Annotated in this window: 14 protein-coding genes; 6 read left to right on the top strand and 8 right to left on the bottom strand. The window is 71.8% G+C overall.

Going from position 1 to position 13,616, the window contains the following annotated elements:
• Positions 1 to 8: 8 nt before the first annotated feature.
• Complete coding sequence (locus tag ACZ7OO_RS34675; protein ID WP_471511042.1) at positions 9 to 857, bottom strand: menaquinone biosynthetic enzyme MqnA/MqnD family protein; 849 nt, start codon at positions 855 to 857, stop codon at positions 9 to 11.
• Positions 858 to 1,174: 317 nt separating this feature from the next.
• Here ACZ7OO_RS34675 and ACZ7OO_RS34680 point away from each other — a divergent pair, with 317 nt between their 5' ends.
• Both ACZ7OO_RS34680 and ACZ7OO_RS34685 read left to right on the top strand, forming a co-directional pair.
• The gene (locus tag ACZ7OO_RS34680) at positions 1,175 to 1,378 is read left to right on the top strand and encodes a cold-shock protein (protein ID WP_003992177.1); all 204 of its coding nucleotides are present in this window, start codon (positions 1,175 to 1,177) and stop codon (positions 1,376 to 1,378) included.
• A 658-nt stretch (positions 1,379 to 2,036) separates the two neighbouring features.
• Positions 2,037 to 2,675, top strand: coding sequence for a class I SAM-dependent methyltransferase (locus ACZ7OO_RS34685; RefSeq protein WP_471511260.1), 639 nt, complete (start codon positions 2,037 to 2,039; stop codon positions 2,673 to 2,675).
• A 111-nt stretch (positions 2,676 to 2,786) separates the two neighbouring features.
• Here the strand turns inward: ACZ7OO_RS34685 and ACZ7OO_RS34690 are convergent, their stop codons facing one another.
• On the bottom strand, positions 2,787 to 3,650 hold the full coding sequence (locus tag ACZ7OO_RS34690) for an NmrA family NAD(P)-binding protein (protein WP_471511044.1): 864 nt from the start codon (positions 3,648 to 3,650) through the stop codon (positions 2,787 to 2,789).
• Between the two features lie 92 nt (positions 3,651 to 3,742).
• Between ACZ7OO_RS34690 and ACZ7OO_RS34695 the strand changes: the two genes are divergently transcribed.
• A complete protein-coding gene (locus ACZ7OO_RS34695) occupies positions 3,743 to 4,489 on the top strand; it encodes a TetR/AcrR family transcriptional regulator (RefSeq protein ID WP_471511046.1) in 747 nt (248 codons plus the stop codon).
• Between the two features lie 118 nt (positions 4,490 to 4,607).
• The gene (locus ACZ7OO_RS34700) at positions 4,608 to 5,438 is read left to right on the top strand and encodes a Rossmann-fold NAD(P)-binding domain-containing protein (protein WP_471511048.1); all 831 of its coding nucleotides are present in this window, start codon (positions 4,608 to 4,610) and stop codon (positions 5,436 to 5,438) included.
• Between the two features lie 12 nt (positions 5,439 to 5,450).
• On the opposite strand, the gene ACZ7OO_RS34705 is transcribed toward ACZ7OO_RS34700, so the two are convergent.
• Together ACZ7OO_RS34705 and ACZ7OO_RS34710 are read right to left on the bottom strand one after the other, a co-directional pair.
• Positions 5,451 to 7,361, bottom strand: a complete 1,911-nt coding sequence (locus tag ACZ7OO_RS34705; protein ID WP_471511262.1) for an AMP-dependent synthetase/ligase — start codon at positions 7,359 to 7,361, stop codon at positions 5,451 to 5,453.
• Positions 7,362 to 7,648: 287 nt separating this feature from the next.
• Positions 7,649 to 8,944: an acetyl-CoA C-acetyltransferase gene (locus ACZ7OO_RS34710; RefSeq protein ID WP_471511050.1), complete on the bottom strand. Its 1,296-nt coding sequence runs from the start codon at positions 8,942 to 8,944 to the stop codon at positions 7,649 to 7,651.
• A 77-nt stretch (positions 8,945 to 9,021) separates the two neighbouring features.
• On the opposite strand from ACZ7OO_RS34710, the gene ACZ7OO_RS34715 reads away from it, so the two are divergent.
• Together ACZ7OO_RS34715 and ACZ7OO_RS34720 are read left to right on the top strand one after the other, a co-directional pair.
• Positions 9,022 to 10,332: a 3-oxoacyl-ACP reductase gene (locus ACZ7OO_RS34715; protein WP_471511052.1), complete on the top strand. Its 1,311-nt coding sequence runs from the start codon at positions 9,022 to 9,024 to the stop codon at positions 10,330 to 10,332.
• 106 nt (positions 10,333 to 10,438) lie between these two features.
• The gene (locus ACZ7OO_RS34720) at positions 10,439 to 11,284 is read left to right on the top strand and encodes a MaoC family dehydratase (RefSeq protein ID WP_471511054.1); all 846 of its coding nucleotides are present in this window, start codon (positions 10,439 to 10,441) and stop codon (positions 11,282 to 11,284) included.
• A 4-nt stretch (positions 11,285 to 11,288) separates the two neighbouring features.
• Here ACZ7OO_RS34720 and ACZ7OO_RS34725 read toward each other — a convergent pair whose 3' ends face one another.
• The 4 genes from ACZ7OO_RS34725 to ACZ7OO_RS34740 all read right to left on the bottom strand — a co-directional run bounded on the left by ACZ7OO_RS34725 (position 11,289) and on the right by ACZ7OO_RS34740 (position 13,575).
• Positions 11,289 to 11,954 carry a TetR/AcrR family transcriptional regulator gene (locus ACZ7OO_RS34725; RefSeq protein ID WP_471511056.1) on the bottom strand — a complete coding sequence of 222 codons (666 nt, stop codon included), beginning with the start codon at positions 11,952 to 11,954 and terminating at the stop codon, positions 11,289 to 11,291.
• A 48-nt stretch (positions 11,955 to 12,002) separates the two neighbouring features.
• Positions 12,003 to 12,308, bottom strand: a complete 306-nt coding sequence (locus tag ACZ7OO_RS34730; protein WP_471511058.1) for a DUF4229 domain-containing protein — start codon at positions 12,306 to 12,308, stop codon at positions 12,003 to 12,005.
• A 75-nt stretch (positions 12,309 to 12,383) separates the two neighbouring features.
• Complete coding sequence (locus ACZ7OO_RS34735) at positions 12,384 to 12,908, bottom strand: GNAT family N-acetyltransferase (RefSeq protein WP_471511060.1); 525 nt, start codon at positions 12,906 to 12,908, stop codon at positions 12,384 to 12,386.
• Positions 12,909 to 12,924: 16 nt separating this feature from the next.
• Positions 12,925 to 13,575, bottom strand: a complete 651-nt coding sequence (locus ACZ7OO_RS34740; RefSeq protein WP_471511062.1) for a UdgX family uracil-DNA binding protein — start codon at positions 13,573 to 13,575, stop codon at positions 12,925 to 12,927.
• Positions 13,576 to 13,616: the final 41 nt, after the last annotated feature.

The following is a 13,616-nucleotide window of genomic DNA, read 5'->3' on the forward strand; positions in this document are numbered from 1 at the left end:
ATTGCCTGTCAGGCCTGCAGCAGATCGACCTTCACATCCGCCGCGAACCCGGTCGTCGGGCCCACCCGGCGGGCGAACTCCGCGACCGCGGCCAGCTGCGGTGCGCCGAAGCTGAAGTCGAGGGTGGTGAAGTACTGGGCCAGGGTCGCCTCGTCGAAGGCCTCCCAGCGGGCGGCCTGTTCGGCGACCTTGGCGACCTCCTCCAGGGAGAGGTTGCGGGAGTCGAGGAAGGCGCCGTGCACCTCACGGGTGATGTGCGGTTCGCGCTCCAGGTAGTCCCGGCGCGCCGCCCACACGGCGAAGACGAACGGCAGGCCCGTCCACTCCTTCCACAGCGCGCCGAGGTCGTGGACCTGGAGGCCGTACTGCGGGGCGTCCAGCAGGTTGGCGCGCAGGGCCGCGTCGCCGATGAGCACGGCCGCCTCCGCCTCCTGCATCATCAGGCTGAGGTCGGGCGGGCAGGTGTAGTAGTCGGGCTGGACGCCGTAGCGGTCGGCGAGCAGCAGCTGGGCCAGGCGGACGGAGGTGCGCGAGGTCGAGCCGAGGGCGACCCGGCGGCCGTCCAGCTGGTCCAGCGGGACCTGCGAGACGATCACGCAGGACATCACCGGGCCGTCGCAGCCGACGGCGATGTCCGGGAAGGCGACCAGGTCGCCGGCGTTGCGCAGGAATTCGACGAGGGTGATGGGCCCGATGTCGAGGTCGCCGCGCACCAGCTGCTCGCTGAGCTTTTCGGGGGTGTCCTTGGTCAGCTCGAAGTCGAGGAGGGTGCCGGTTCTCGCGAGCCCCCAGTAGAGGGGCAGGCAGTTCAGGAACTGGATGTGGCCGACGCGCGGCCGGGTGCGAGAATTGTCCACATCGCGAGACTAGACCCCATGGGGTACGGTGCTGGGACCGCCCCCGCCGTCGGCACGAAGCCGCCCCGGGCGTCAACCCACTTGCGAGGCCGTTCAAACGTCCGGGTGACGTGATCTTGGCCTCTGTTGCTTTCGGCTGCCCACATGCTAGGCTCGCCGCAAGTTGCAGTTTGGTTTCCCTTGCAGTACAGAGCCTGCGGAGCATGTAACCGCGGGCTCTCGTCGTTTTCAGACGAATGCAGTTGTGCGGCACTTAGTTTGTTTTCACACTTGCAGGTTCTGGAGCAGGGCGACCCTTTTGAGCCCAAGGAGGGCTTATGGCTACCGGAACCGTTAAGTGGTTCAACGCCGAAAAGGGCTTTGGCTTCATTGCCCAGGAGGGCGGCGGCCCCGACGTCTTCGTTCACTACTCCGCGATCAACGCGAGCGGCTTCCGTTCGCTCGAGGAGAACCAGCAGGTGAGCTTCGACGTCACGCAGGGTCCGAAGGGCCCGCAGGCTGAGAACGTCACCCCCGTCTGATCCAGCTGATCCAGACACCCGAGGTCTGATCGCAGACTGAGTGCAGTACCCAAGGAGCCCCGCGCCTTCCGGCGATGGGGCTCCTGCCCTTTTGCCCCCCGCCTAAATATTCCGCCGCACCAGCGCCACACAGGAATGCGGAATATCCCCGCGACACGTCGGACAATCCCCCGCGTCCAATTCGACGGACTCCCCGCGCGGTCCCGCCTTGCCCTGCCCGCTGCATACGACGAGATGCTCGACGGCCCCCGGAATGCACGGCTCGGCCTCGCGCGCCGCGCCGGGCCTCCTCCGCGGGTGGTAGACGTCCCACCCGGGCGCCGGGCGGCCAGGCCGGGAGCAGGGTGCCGAGCGAGCCGACCGCCCGACCGGCGCGCCCTCAGCGGCACCCCCCGGGCGCTGGTGGCCCTGATCCTTCCCTCGTCTGGTGGTTCTGGCCCTGCACCGCCGGGTGGAGATCCCGGCCCGGGTCCAGGAGCCGGCCCTGCCGGCCACCGGCGCGCTGACCGAGGCCGGCGGCTTCGCGGGGTGGGCGCGGGCGGCCGGGGTGCCGGCCTGGCGCGAGGCGCCGCTCGTGGTGGGGGTCGTAGGCGCGGCGGCGGGCGGCGGAGGGCGGACAGCCGGTCGTTGTCAGTGGCGGCGGCTAGGGTCCGCGGACATGACCGCCGACTTCCTCACCGCCACCCGCGCCTTCTACGACACGGTCGCCGAAGACTACGCCGACCGCTTCCGTACCGACATCGCCGACAGGCCGCTGGAGCGGGCCCTGTTGGCCGCGTTCGCCGAGCTGGTCGGGGAGGGCGGTGAGGTGGCCGACCTGGGCTGCGGGCCCGGCCGGGTCACCGCCCGGCTGGCCGGCCTTGGTCTGTCGGTCTTCGGGCTCGACCTGTCCGCGTCGATGCTGGCGATCGCCCGCCGGGAGAACCCCGGCCTCCGCTTCGTACAGGGCTCGATGCTGGAGCTGGACGTGGCGGACGGATCGCTGGACGGGGTGCTGTGCTGGTACTCGTCCATCCACACGCCGGACGACCGGCTGCCGGTGCTGTTCGGGGAGTTCCGGAGGGTGCTGCGGCCGGGCGGCCAGTTGCTGCTCGCGTTCCAGGTGGGGGACGCGGCGCGGCGGTTCGAGGATCCGTGGGGGCATCCGGTGGCGCTGGACTTCGAGCGGCGGCGGCCGGAGGAGATGGCGCGGCTGCTGACGGAGGCCGGCTTCACGCTCCGCTCCAGCACGGTGCGGGAAGCCGATACGGCCCTCGGTGAATCGAGCCCGCAGGCGTTTCTGCTGGCGACGGGCTGAGCTTCCGCGACCTCACCGGGCAGCCCCCGCCCGCTACCACCCCACCACGCCGGTCACCGTGCGCGTGGTGAAGACGGACGGGAGGTGCCCGGGCCCGAGGGACGCCACCTCTCACCCGTCGGAGAGCCGCTCGCGCAGCAGGGTGCGCATGCTGACGGGTTCGCGGCCGATCAGCTCCGCCAGTGTCGGGTCCACGGTCGCGAACTCGCCCTCGCGGCTCGCCTCGAAGATGCTCAGCAGCTGGTCGGCCAGGTCGGCGGGGGCGCCGTTGCCCACCAGTTGGGTGCGGAAATTGTCGTCGGGAGCGGCGGTGCGGGTGATGGTGCGGCCCGTGAGCTCCGTGGCCAGGGCGGCGATGTCCGCGAAGGTGAGCGCCTCGGCACCGGTGAGCGGGGGTGTCGGGCCCTCGAAGCGGCCCTCGTCGGCGAGGATCACCGCGGCCGCCTCCGCGAGGTCGGCGTGGGCCGTCCAGCTGACCGCGCCGTCGGCCGGGAGGACCGCTTCGCCGGACTCCAGGCCATGGCCGAGGAACTGGAGTGCGCTGGTGGCGTAGAAGCCGTTGCGGAGCGAGGTGTAGGGGACGCCCGTGGCCCGGAGCGCCTCCTCGTCGGCCGCGTGGTCGCGGCAGGCCTCGAAGCGGGAGGTGGGGCTCGCGCCCATGTGGCTGGTGTAGAGGATGCGGCGGGCCCCGGCCGCCGCGGCCGCGTCGATGGCGGTGCGGTGCTGTCGTACGGCCTCGGCGCCCATCTTGTCGACGGAGACGACGAGGACCTGGGTGGCGCCCTCGAAGGCGTGCGCCAGGCCGGCCGGGTCGGTGAAGCTGCCCTGCCGCACCCGCACCCCCCGGTCCGCGAGGGACCGCGCCTTCTCCGGGTCGCGGACGCTGACTCCGACCCGCTCGGCGGGTACACGGTCCAGCAGCCGCTCGACGATCTGGCTGCCGAGCTGTCCGGTGGCTCCGGTCACGATGATCACGATGTTCTCCAGGGAGAGGTGGTATCAGTGGAAACATGTTCAGCGTAACATCGATACTAACGATGGAATCAAGCACGCGATATCGTTGGTTCATGGCTTCCGGACCACGCGACACGACCCCCGCGGCCGCCGGCTCCGCGCCGGTCCAGGACACCCGTCAGCGCGTCATCGAAGCCGCCATCGGGCTGCTGGAGCGCGAGGGGCGGGACGCCGTCACCACCCGGGCGGTCGCCGTCGCCGCGGGGCTCCAGCCCCCTGCCCTCTACCGGCTGTTCGGCGACAAGGAGGGACTCCTGGACGCGGTGGCCGAGCACGGTTTCGCCACGTTCCTCGCGAGCAAGCGCGTCGACCCGGACCCCGAGGACCTGATCCAGGACCTGCGCGACAGCTGGGACCTGGCGGTCGAGTTCGGCCTGGAGAACCCCGCGCTCTACTCGCTGATGTACGCCGACGCCACCCGCAGCGACTCGGCCGCCTTCCAGACCGGACTCGGGATCCTGAAGGGCCGGGTGCGGCGGCTCGCCGCCGGTGGCAGGCTGCGGGTCAGTGAGACCCTCGCGGCCAACGTCATCCACGCCACGGCCCGCGGCGCCGTCCTCACCTGGCTGTCGCTGCCGGAGTCCGAACGCGACCCCGCCCTGCTGAAGACCCTGCGCGAGGCCATGGTCACGGCCATCACCACCGAGAAGCCGGCCGTCCGCACCACCGGCCCGGCCAGCGCCGCCCGCGCCCTGCGCGCCGGCCTCACCGACCGGACGCCCCTCAGCCGCGCGGAACAGCACCTCCTGACCGAGTGGCTGGACCGCCTGGCCGACGACCGCCTGGCCGACGACACCTAGGTACGCACGGCGCCTGGGTACACCCCCGGTTAGCGCACACCCTCCGCGCCCAGTTCCGCCGCCCGTTTCTGGAGGTCGCCAAGGGTCGCGTGGGCGATCTCGGGCGGCCGGACACGAGGTGGTCGGCCTCGCCCGCTCGCAGGCGTCCGCGGCGGCCGTGACCGGGCTCGGCGCCACCGCGCTCCGCGGCGACCTCGACGTTCCCGACGCGCTCGCGGCGGCCGCCGCCGACGCCGACGGGGTGATCCACCTCGCCTTCAAGCACGACGTGTTGTTCTCCGGCGGCGTGAGCGAGGCGCTCAGCGCGGAGTGGGGCGCCGTGAAGGCGTTCGGCGACGCGCTCGCGGGCAGCTGCAGGCCGCTGGTCTGGGCGTCGGGCGTGGCCGGGGAGTCGCGTGAGCGGATACTCACCGAGGAGGACCCCTCCTCGCCCAGCGCGGAGGGCGGCGGCCGCACGGACGCGGAGATCGCCGTGCTCCGGCTCGCGGAACGGGACATCCGGGCCTCGGTGGTGCGGATCCCGCCCATCACCCACAGCGCCATGGACCGGACGGGCTTCGCCCGGATGCTGATCGCTATGGCCCGGGAGAACGGCTTCGCCGGCTACCCCGGCGACGGCGCGAACCGCTGGCCCGCCGGCCACACCCTCGACGTGGCCCGGGTCTTCCGGCTGGCGCTGGAGAAGGCACCCCCGGGCACCCGGTGGCACCCGGCCGGGGACGAGGGCATCCCGGTGCGCGAGATCGCGCAGAGCATCGGCGACCACCTGGGGCTGCCCACGAAGAGCGTCCCGGCCGACGAACTCCCGTCGTACTTCGGCCCGTTCATGGCGACGTTGATCGCGAACAACACGCCCGTGTCGACGGCCACCACCCGCCGTGTCCTCGGCTGGGTGCCGTCCCACCCCGGCCTCTTCGAGGACTTCGACAAGCTCGACTACTTCGACTGAGCGCCCGCAGGACTACTTCTCCTTCGTGTAGAGGCTCTCGATCTCCGTCGCGAAGTCCTTCATGACCGCCTCCCGGCGCAGCTTCATCGAGGGGGTCAGATGCCCGGCCTCCTCGGTGAAGTCGACGGGGAGCATCGTGAAGCGGCGGATGGACTCGGGGCGGGAGACCAGCTTGTTGGCCTCGTCGACGGCCCGTTGCAGGATCGCCTGCAACTCCATGTCGTCCAGGAGGAGTTCCGGCGGCACCGGGTGCTTGCCGTTCATCTGGCGCCAGTGGGTGAGGCCGTCCCGGTCGAGGGTGATCAGCGCGCTGACGTACGGCAGTCCGTCGCCGACGAGCATCACCTGGGAGATCAGCGGGTGGGAGCGGAGCCAGTTCTCCATCGGGGCGGGGGCCACCGACTTGCCGCCGGCCGTGATCATGATCTCCTTCTTGCGGCCGGTGATGGTGAGATAGCCCTCGTCGTCGAGTTCGCCTATGTCACCGGTGGCCAGCCAGCCGTCCCGGGTCGCCGGGACGACCCCGCCGGCCTGCGGGTCCCAGTAGCCGCGCAGCACATGGTCACCGGCGACCAGGATCTCCCCGTCGGAGGCGATCCGGACCTTGGTGCCGGGCATCGGCCAGCCCACCGTGCCCAGCCGGGGTTTGAGGGGTGGGGTGACGGTGGCGGCGGCGGTCGTCTCGGTCAGGCCGTAGCCCTCGTAGACCTCGATGCCGGCACCGGCGTAGAACGCGGCGAGGCGGCGGCCCAGCGGCGAGCCCCCGCAGATGATGTGCCGGACGCGGCCGCCCATGGCGCTGCGGATACGCCGGTAGACCAGCGGGTCGTAGAAGGTGCGGGCGGTCTTCAGGGCGCGGCTCGGGCCGCTGCCGGTGCCGGTCTGCTTGGCCTCCAAGGCCTCGCCGTACCGCTGGGCGACCCCCGTGGCCCGGTCGAAGACCGAGACCCGGCCGCCCGCCTCCGCCTTCGCCCGGGCGGTGTTGAAGACCTTCTCCAGCATGTACGGGATGGTGAGGAGACAGGTCGGTCTGAAGGCGGCCAGATCCGGGAGCAGGTCCTCGGCCTTGAGGCTGGGGGCGTGGCCGAGACGGACCCGGGCGCGGATGCAGGCGATCGCCACCATCCGCCCGAAGACATGGGACATGGGGAGGAAGAGGAGGATGGAGACCTCCTCGTTGTTGCGGGCCTTGAAGATCGGGTAGAGCAGTTCGATCGCGTTGTCGACCTCGGCGAAGAAGTTGCCGTGCGAGAGGGCGCAGCCCTTGGGGCGGCCGGTGGTGCCCGAGGTGTAGATGAGGGTGGCGATCGTGTCGGGGCCCAGCATGCCCCGCCGTACGCCCACTTCGGCGTCCTGGATGTGCCCGCCCGCCTCCGCCAGCCGCTCCACGTGCCCCTTCTCCATCACCCACAGGTGCCGGAGATCGGGCAGCCGGTCGAGTTCGGGGCCGAGCGCGGCGGCCTGGCCCGCGGTCTCGGTGACCAGGGCCACCGCGCCTGAGTCGTGCAGGATCCAGCGGGTCTGGAAGACCGACGAGGTCGGGTAGACGGGGACGGTCACCAGGCCGGCCGCCCAGGCGCCGAAGTCGAGGAGGGTCCACTCGTACGTCGTCCGGGCCATGACGGCGATCCGGTCGCCCGGCATCAGCCCTTCCGCGATCAGCCCTTTGGCGACCGCCAGCACCTGCGCGGCGAACTGGGCCGCCGTCACCTGCTCCCAACGGCCCTCGCCCGAAGCCGGCTTGCGGCTGAGCACGATCGTGCCGGGATCCAGCTCCGCGTTCTCGAACGGCAGATCGGCGAGCGAGCCGTGCCGCACCGGCGGCGCGAACAACGGTACGGACGCCTCCCGCACCACCCCGCCCAGCCGCTGGACGAGGGGTTCGACCAGGATCGGCTTCCCGTCGTAGTCCGTGGCCTGGATCGCGGCACCCGGGGAGACGGGGGCGGCGTTCTGGAAAGACGAAGTGGACACGGGGCGGCTCCTCGGGCGTGCAGCGGGCGAACTGCTTGCTGCAAGTCGTACGCGCCTCGCGCACCGAGGCGTTCACCGGGACCGGGCCTCAGAAAGGAGTTACCGGCGGTTAGGTCTGGAGATCGTACGGGGCCGCTGTGGCGGGTTTGTGGGGTTTCGGGGATGGTACCGGGCCGGGCCTGTGCAATCCCGAAGGTTACGTGAGGGTTACTCACATTAACCGCTGCCGGCGGCGATCACGGCCGTTCCAGGATCGCCGTCACCCCCTGGCCGCCCGCCGCGCAGACGGAGATCAGGCCCCGCCCCGGACTCTCCCGCTCGGCCAGCGACTTGGCAAGGGTCGCGACGATCCGGGCGCCCGTGGCGGCGAACGGATGCCCGGTGGCCAGCGACGACCCGACGACGTTCAGCCGCTCCCGGTCGACCGCCGGCAGCCCGCGCTTCTCCCAGGCCGCCAGGGTCGCCAGCACCTGCGAGGCGAAGGCCTCGTGCACCTCGACCAGATCGAAGTCGGCCGCCAGGTCGAGCCCGGCCCGCTCCAGCATGCGCGGCACCGCGTACGCGGGGGCCATCAGCAACCCGTCCTCGCCGCCCGCCACATCGCCGTGTACGAAGTCGACGGCGGCGGTCTCGTAGGCGGTCAGGTACGCAAGCGGTTGCAGCCCGTGGGCGGAGGCCCAGTCGTCGGAGGCGAGGAGCACGAGCGCGGCGCCATCGGTCAGCGGGGTCGAATTGCCCGCCGTCATGGTGGGGTCGGGGCCGTCGGTGCCGAACACCGGTTTGAGACGGGCGAGTTTCTCCGCCGTCGAGTCGGGGCGGAGGTTCTGGTCCCGGGACAGACCGCGGAACGGCACCACCAGGTCGTCGAAGAAACCGCGTTCGTAGGCCGCCGCCAGCCGCCGGTGGCTGGTGGCCGCCAGTTCGTCCTGGGCCTGCCGGGTGACCCTCCAGGCGCGGGCGGTCACCGCTGCGTGCTCGCCCATCGACAGACCGGTGCGGGGCTCGGCGTTGCGCGGGATGTCGGGGACGAGGTGGGCGGGCCGGACCTTGGCGAGAGCCGCGAGCCGGCCACCGAGGGACTTCGCGCGGCGGCCCTGGAGCAGGATCCGGCGCAGCTCGTCGTTGACGCCGAGGGGCGCGTCGCTCGCGGTGTCCGCACCGCCCGCCACCGCCGAGTCGATCTGACCGAGGGCGATCTTGTTGGCGGCGGCGACGATCGCCTGCAGTCCGGTGCCGCAGGCCTGCTGGATGTCGTACGCCGGGGTGCGCGCGTCCAGCTTCGAGCCGAGGACGGTCTCGCGAGCGAGGTTGAAGTCGCGGGCGTGCTTGAGCACGGCACCGGCCACGAACTCGCCGACCGCACCCGGCTGTTCGAGCCCGTACCGGTCGACGAGTCCGTCCAGCGCGGCCGTCAGCATCTGCTGGTTGGAGGCGGTGGCGTACGGGCCGTCGGAGCGGGCGAAGGGGATCCGGGTACCCCCGACGACGGCGACCCGGCGAGGGAACGGCGGCGCGGGCTCCTGGGTGCTCATCTCGACCTCTCCTCACCCCGTGACATAGTATTACCTCCGGTAACCTTACTCCAGAGTAAGCCTGTGGGGGCTGGGACATGGCTGACCGCTATCTGAGTTTCACCGGCACCGCGCCCGGTCGTTTCCTCACCCGGCGGCTGGGGCTGCCGCAGCCTGCGGAGCTGGCCCGCTGGTCGGCCGAACGCCCCCGCTTCGAAGGCGGGTTGCTGCACCTGGCCGCCGGGAAGCCGGACCTGGAGCTGGCGCCGGTGCTGGCCCGGACAGTGCTGCGGACGGGCACGGGCGCCGAGGACTCCCCCGTCGCCGTCGTCCTCGACGCCACCGGCGTACGGGACGTCGAGTCGCTCGGCGAGGTGCACGCGGCCCTGCACCCGGTGGTGCGGTCGGTGGCCGCGAGCGGCCGGGTCGTGGTGCTGGGCGCGCCGCTCGACCCCGCCGACCATCACCAGGCCGCCGCCCAGCAGGCCCTGGAGGGGTTCACCCGGTCCCTGGGCAAGGAGATCGGGCGGGGCAGGACCGTGAACCTCGTGCGGCTGGCGGACGCGGAGGCCGCCGAGTCCACCCTGCGGTTCCTGCTCTCGCCGAGGTCGGCGTACGTGAGCGGGCAGGTGATCGAGGTCGGCGCGGGCGCCTTCGCCGTGCCGGACGACTGGGAACGGCCGCTCGCCGGGCGGACCGCGCTGGTCACCGGGGCCGCGCGCGGGATCGGCGCGGCCGTCGCCGAGACGCTGACCAGGGACGGGGCACGGGTGGTCGTACTCGATGTACCGGCCGCCGAGGCGGACGCCCGCGCGCTTGCCGAACGGCTGGAGGGCAGTGCCCTCGCGCTCGACATCACCGCCGCGGACGCGGGGGCGCGGATCGCCGACGCGCTGCCCGACGGGCTGGACATCCTCGTCCACAACGCGGGGATCACGCGGGACCGGCGGCTGGTCAACATGCCTGCCGAGCGGTGGAGTTCGGTGCTCGATGTGAACCTCGGGAGCGTGCTGCGCACGACGGACGCGCTGCTGGAGCGGGGGGTGATGAAGACCGGGGGGCGGATTGTCGCCACCGCTTCCATCGCCGGGATCGCCGGTAACGCGGGGCAGACCAACTACGGCGCGAGCAAGGCGGGGATCGTGGGGCTGGTGCGGGGGCTGGCGCCCCGGGCGGCGGACGAGCACGGGGTGACGGTGAACGCGGTCGCGCCCGGTTTTGTCGAGACGAAGATGACCGCCGCGATTCCGTTGGTCATCCGGGAGGTGGGGCGGCGGATGAACTCGCTGGCGCAGGGTGGGGTGCCGGGGGATGTGGCCGAGGTGACGGCGTGGCTGGTGCAGTCGGGGTCGGGGGCCGTCAATGGGCAGGTTGTGCGGGTTTGCGGGCAGAGCCTTTTGGGGGCGTGACCGTTGTGCGGCATGTGCGGGCGGGTGGGGGCTGGTCGCGCCCACGCGGCGGCAGCCGCCTGTCGCTACAGCCCCGCGCCCCGAAGAACCTCGCCGGTGTCGAAAGGTGAACTCCGTGGTTGTGCTCAGCAGCGCGCCCTCCCTCACCCCCCTTCTCGCTCGCGGCGCCCTGCGGTCGCCGTTCAAAAGGCCTGCCGCCGGTGCCGATTTCCCCCGTACCCGGCTGGTTCTCCCCGGCCTTCGGCCCGATCTGGGCAGGCTCGCCGCCTATGAACGTGTCTGCGGGTTTGCCACCGGTGATGACGGGATGCCTGTCACCTATCCGCATGTGCTCGGGTTTCCCCTTGCGATGCGGCTGATGAGTGAGCGGGAGTTTCCGTTGCCTCTGCTGGGGCTTGTGCACACGTCCATCGAGATCTCGCGGTACGCGGAGATGCCGGCCGACGGGATCTACGAACTCTCGGTTCACGTCGCCGGGCTGAGTCCGCACCGGCGGGGGACCGAGGCCGTCGTCGTCACCGAGGTGCGGGGTGGCGAGGCCGTCGTATGGGAGTCGCGGAGCAGGTATCTGGCACGGCACCGGACCTCGCACACGGCCGAGACCTCCCGGGAGGAGCCGGCGCCACTGCCCGCCGTCGCCGAGTGGCGGATCGCCGCGGACGTCGGGCGGCGGTACGGAGCCGCGTCCGGTGACCGGAACCCCATTCATCTGCACCCGCTCACCGCGCGGCTCTTCGGGTTTCCGCGGGCCATCGCGCACGGCATGTGGACCGTGGCCCGGTGTCTCGCCGCCCACGGGGTGCCCGAACGTGCGCGGGTGGAGGCGGAGTTCAGGGCGCCGGTGCTGCTGCCGGGGACGGTGACGTACGCGGCGGAGGGGGGACGGTTCGAGTTGCGGAGCGAGGCGGGGCGGGTGCATGTGGAGGGCGGCGTTCAGCCGTACCCCGGCTGATCGTTCACCCTGTGCTGTGCGAAGAAGGCGTTTTCGCCGGTGCCCAGGGGTGTCCGTCCATCAGGTTGCCCAGGCCCGCCCAGGCGAAGTTCATCAGGGTCGCCGCCGCCTCGTGCGCGGTGACCCCGGGGGTGCCGTTCGCCCAGGCGGCGAGTGACTCGGCGGCGCCGACCAGGGCCTCCGCGAGACCGGCGACCTCACGTTCGGGCAGGTCCGGGTCGCGGTGCGCCTCGCGGGCGGCGACGACGATGAGCTGGGTGACGAACGCGACGATCTCCTCGCGCATCGCGGCCACCTCGGCGGCGAACGGCTCGCCGTGGGTACGGGCCTGGAGATGCAGCACGGACCAGGCGTCGGGGTGCGCGGCGGTGTGGGCGAAGAACGCCTGGAGGCCGTCCCAGAGCTGGCGGTCGGCGGGCAGATCACGGTGGACGCCGGTGCGGACCGCCTCGGTCAGCGCCTTGGCCTCACGGCGGATGCACGCCGTGAACAGGTCTTCCTTGGAGTTCAGGTAGAGATAGACCAACGGCTTGGAGACACCGGCGAGTTCGGCGATCTCGTCCATGGAAGCGGCCATGTACCCGCGCCGGCCGAAGGTCCGCACGGCGGCGTCCAGCATCTGCTGCTCCCGGACCGCCCGCGGCATCCGCTTGGTCTTCACGGCACCCATGGGGCAAAGCCTAGTTGGGCCCGGGGGGCTGGGAGGCGGGCGTGCGGGTCAGGAGGTCTGGCCCTGGACCGGGGCCGTCGCCTCGTCGACCGCCTCGTCCTCCTGGCTGCGGTTCGCCTCGATGTTGGCCTTCATCCGGTCGACCCGCTGCGCGACCTGGACCGAGGCGCGGTCCCGCTCCTTGCGCAGCACGATGAAGCTGATCGGTGCCGACAGGACGAGGGAGAGCAGCAGGACCCACAGGAAGTTGGAGTCGCCGAAGCCACGCGGGAACGCGCCGGCGTAGACGAGGCCCCAGACGACAAGGAGGCAGCCCGCGAAGATCCCGAGGCGCATCAGCGTGTAGCGGAGCATCTCAATCCAGTCTTCCGATGACGAAAAGGGGCACCGTCCAGTGAAGCACGGCGCGGGACGGATCTTGCAGCGGGGTCAGCGGAGCGGCAGCAGCATGGTGATGTCGTCGCGGTCGTCGCCGGGGGCGACGCGGATCGCGGCGGGGACACGGCCGACCTCCTGGTAGCCGCAGGAGCCGTAGAACCTCTCCAGGCCGTGGCCGCCGCGGCAGCCGAGGCGTATCGCGTCTATGCCGTCGAACCCGCGGGCCGCGTCCGCGGCGGCCGCGAGCAGGTCGCGGCCGTAGCCCTGTCCCTGGTGCTTCGGGTGCACCATCACCGTGTACAGCCACACCCAGTGCGTCATGAGCCGGTGCGTGTTGAAGGAGAAGAAGGCGGTCGCCGCGACCTGGCCGGTCTCGTCGTGGCCGACGAGGAGCCGGTGGCGGCCCTCGGCCATGGCGACGAAGTGCCTGACCAGCTCCGGGCGGATGTCCTCGGGGGTCACCGGGGCGACGAAGCCGACGGCTCCCCCGGCGTTGGACACGTCCGTCCACAGGTCGAGGATGCCGTCGCGGAGGCCAGGCGTGACGGCGGGATCCAGGGTGAAGGTAAGGGGCATGGGCGCATGGTATCTATTACGACAGCGCTTGTGCAGCCACCTTCAGATCGGCGACGAGTCCCTGGTAGGCCTGCTCCCGGTCGTCGGAGCGCAGCACGGCGGAGGGGTGGACGGTGGGCACGAGCCGCTCCGTCCGCCCATGGATCTCCCGCTCCAGCAAGGTCCCCCGTACGTCGCCGACCCGGAACGAGGACCCGAGCAGGGCCTTGCCCGCGGTGGCACCGAGGACGACGATCAGTTCCGGCGCCACGACGGTCAGCTCGGCGGCGAGCCAGGGGGCGCAGGCCGACATCTCCCGCAGGGTGGGAGGCTTGTGGATACGGCGCTTACCGGGTTCGGCCCGGGTGAACTTGAAGTGCTTGACGGCGTTCGTGACGTAGACGTCGGCCGGGTCGATGCCGGCGTCTTCGAGGGCCTTGCCGAGCAGCCGCCCGGCGGGCCCGACGAAGGGCTCTCCCTGCCGGTCCTCCTGGTCACCGGGCTGTTCTCCGACGAGCATCGCCCGGGCGTGCGCCTTGCCCTTCCCGAAGACGGTCTGGGTGGCGTCGCGGTGCAGGGGGCAGCCACGGCAGTCGGCGGCCGCCCGGCGGAGAGCCGCGAGGCTCAGCCGGTCGGGGAGGAAGGGGGCGGCGGTGTAGGCGTCCTCCGGCGCCTTGGTGGCGGGCATGAGCACCGGGTACCCGCCGTGAGCCGCGTCACCTACACAGG

Source organism: Streptomyces sp. NPDC111744, from assembly GCF_055634995.1.

Coding starts and splice junctions, on each gene's coding strand:
- ACZ7OO_RS34680 (WP_003992177.1), top strand. CDS start 1,175: ATGGCTACCGGAACCGTTAAGTGGTTCAACGCCGAAAAGGGCTTTGGC.
- ACZ7OO_RS34685 (WP_471511260.1), top strand. CDS start 2,037: ATGACCGCCGACTTCCTCACCGCCACCCGCGCCTTCTACGACACGGTC.
- ACZ7OO_RS34695 (WP_471511046.1), top strand. CDS start 3,743: ATGGCTTCCGGACCACGCGACACGACCCCCGCGGCCGCCGGCTCCGCG.
- ACZ7OO_RS34710 (WP_471511050.1), bottom strand. CDS start 8,944: ATGAGCACCCAGGAGCCCGCGCCGCCGTTCCCTCGCCGGGTCGCCGTC.
- ACZ7OO_RS34715 (WP_471511052.1), top strand. CDS start 9,022: ATGGCTGACCGCTATCTGAGTTTCACCGGCACCGCGCCCGGTCGTTTC.
- ACZ7OO_RS34725 (WP_471511056.1), bottom strand. CDS start 11,954: ATGGGTGCCGTGAAGACCAAGCGGATGCCGCGGGCGGTCCGGGAGCAG.
- ACZ7OO_RS34730 (WP_471511058.1), bottom strand. CDS start 12,308: ATGCTCCGCTACACGCTGATGCGCCTCGGGATCTTCGCGGGCTGCCTC.
- ACZ7OO_RS34735 (WP_471511060.1), bottom strand. CDS start 12,908: ATGCCCCTTACCTTCACCCTGGATCCCGCCGTCACGCCTGGCCTCCGC.
- ACZ7OO_RS34740 (WP_471511062.1), bottom strand. CDS start 13,575: ATGCCCGCCACCAAGGCGCCGGAGGACGCCTACACCGCCGCCCCCTTC.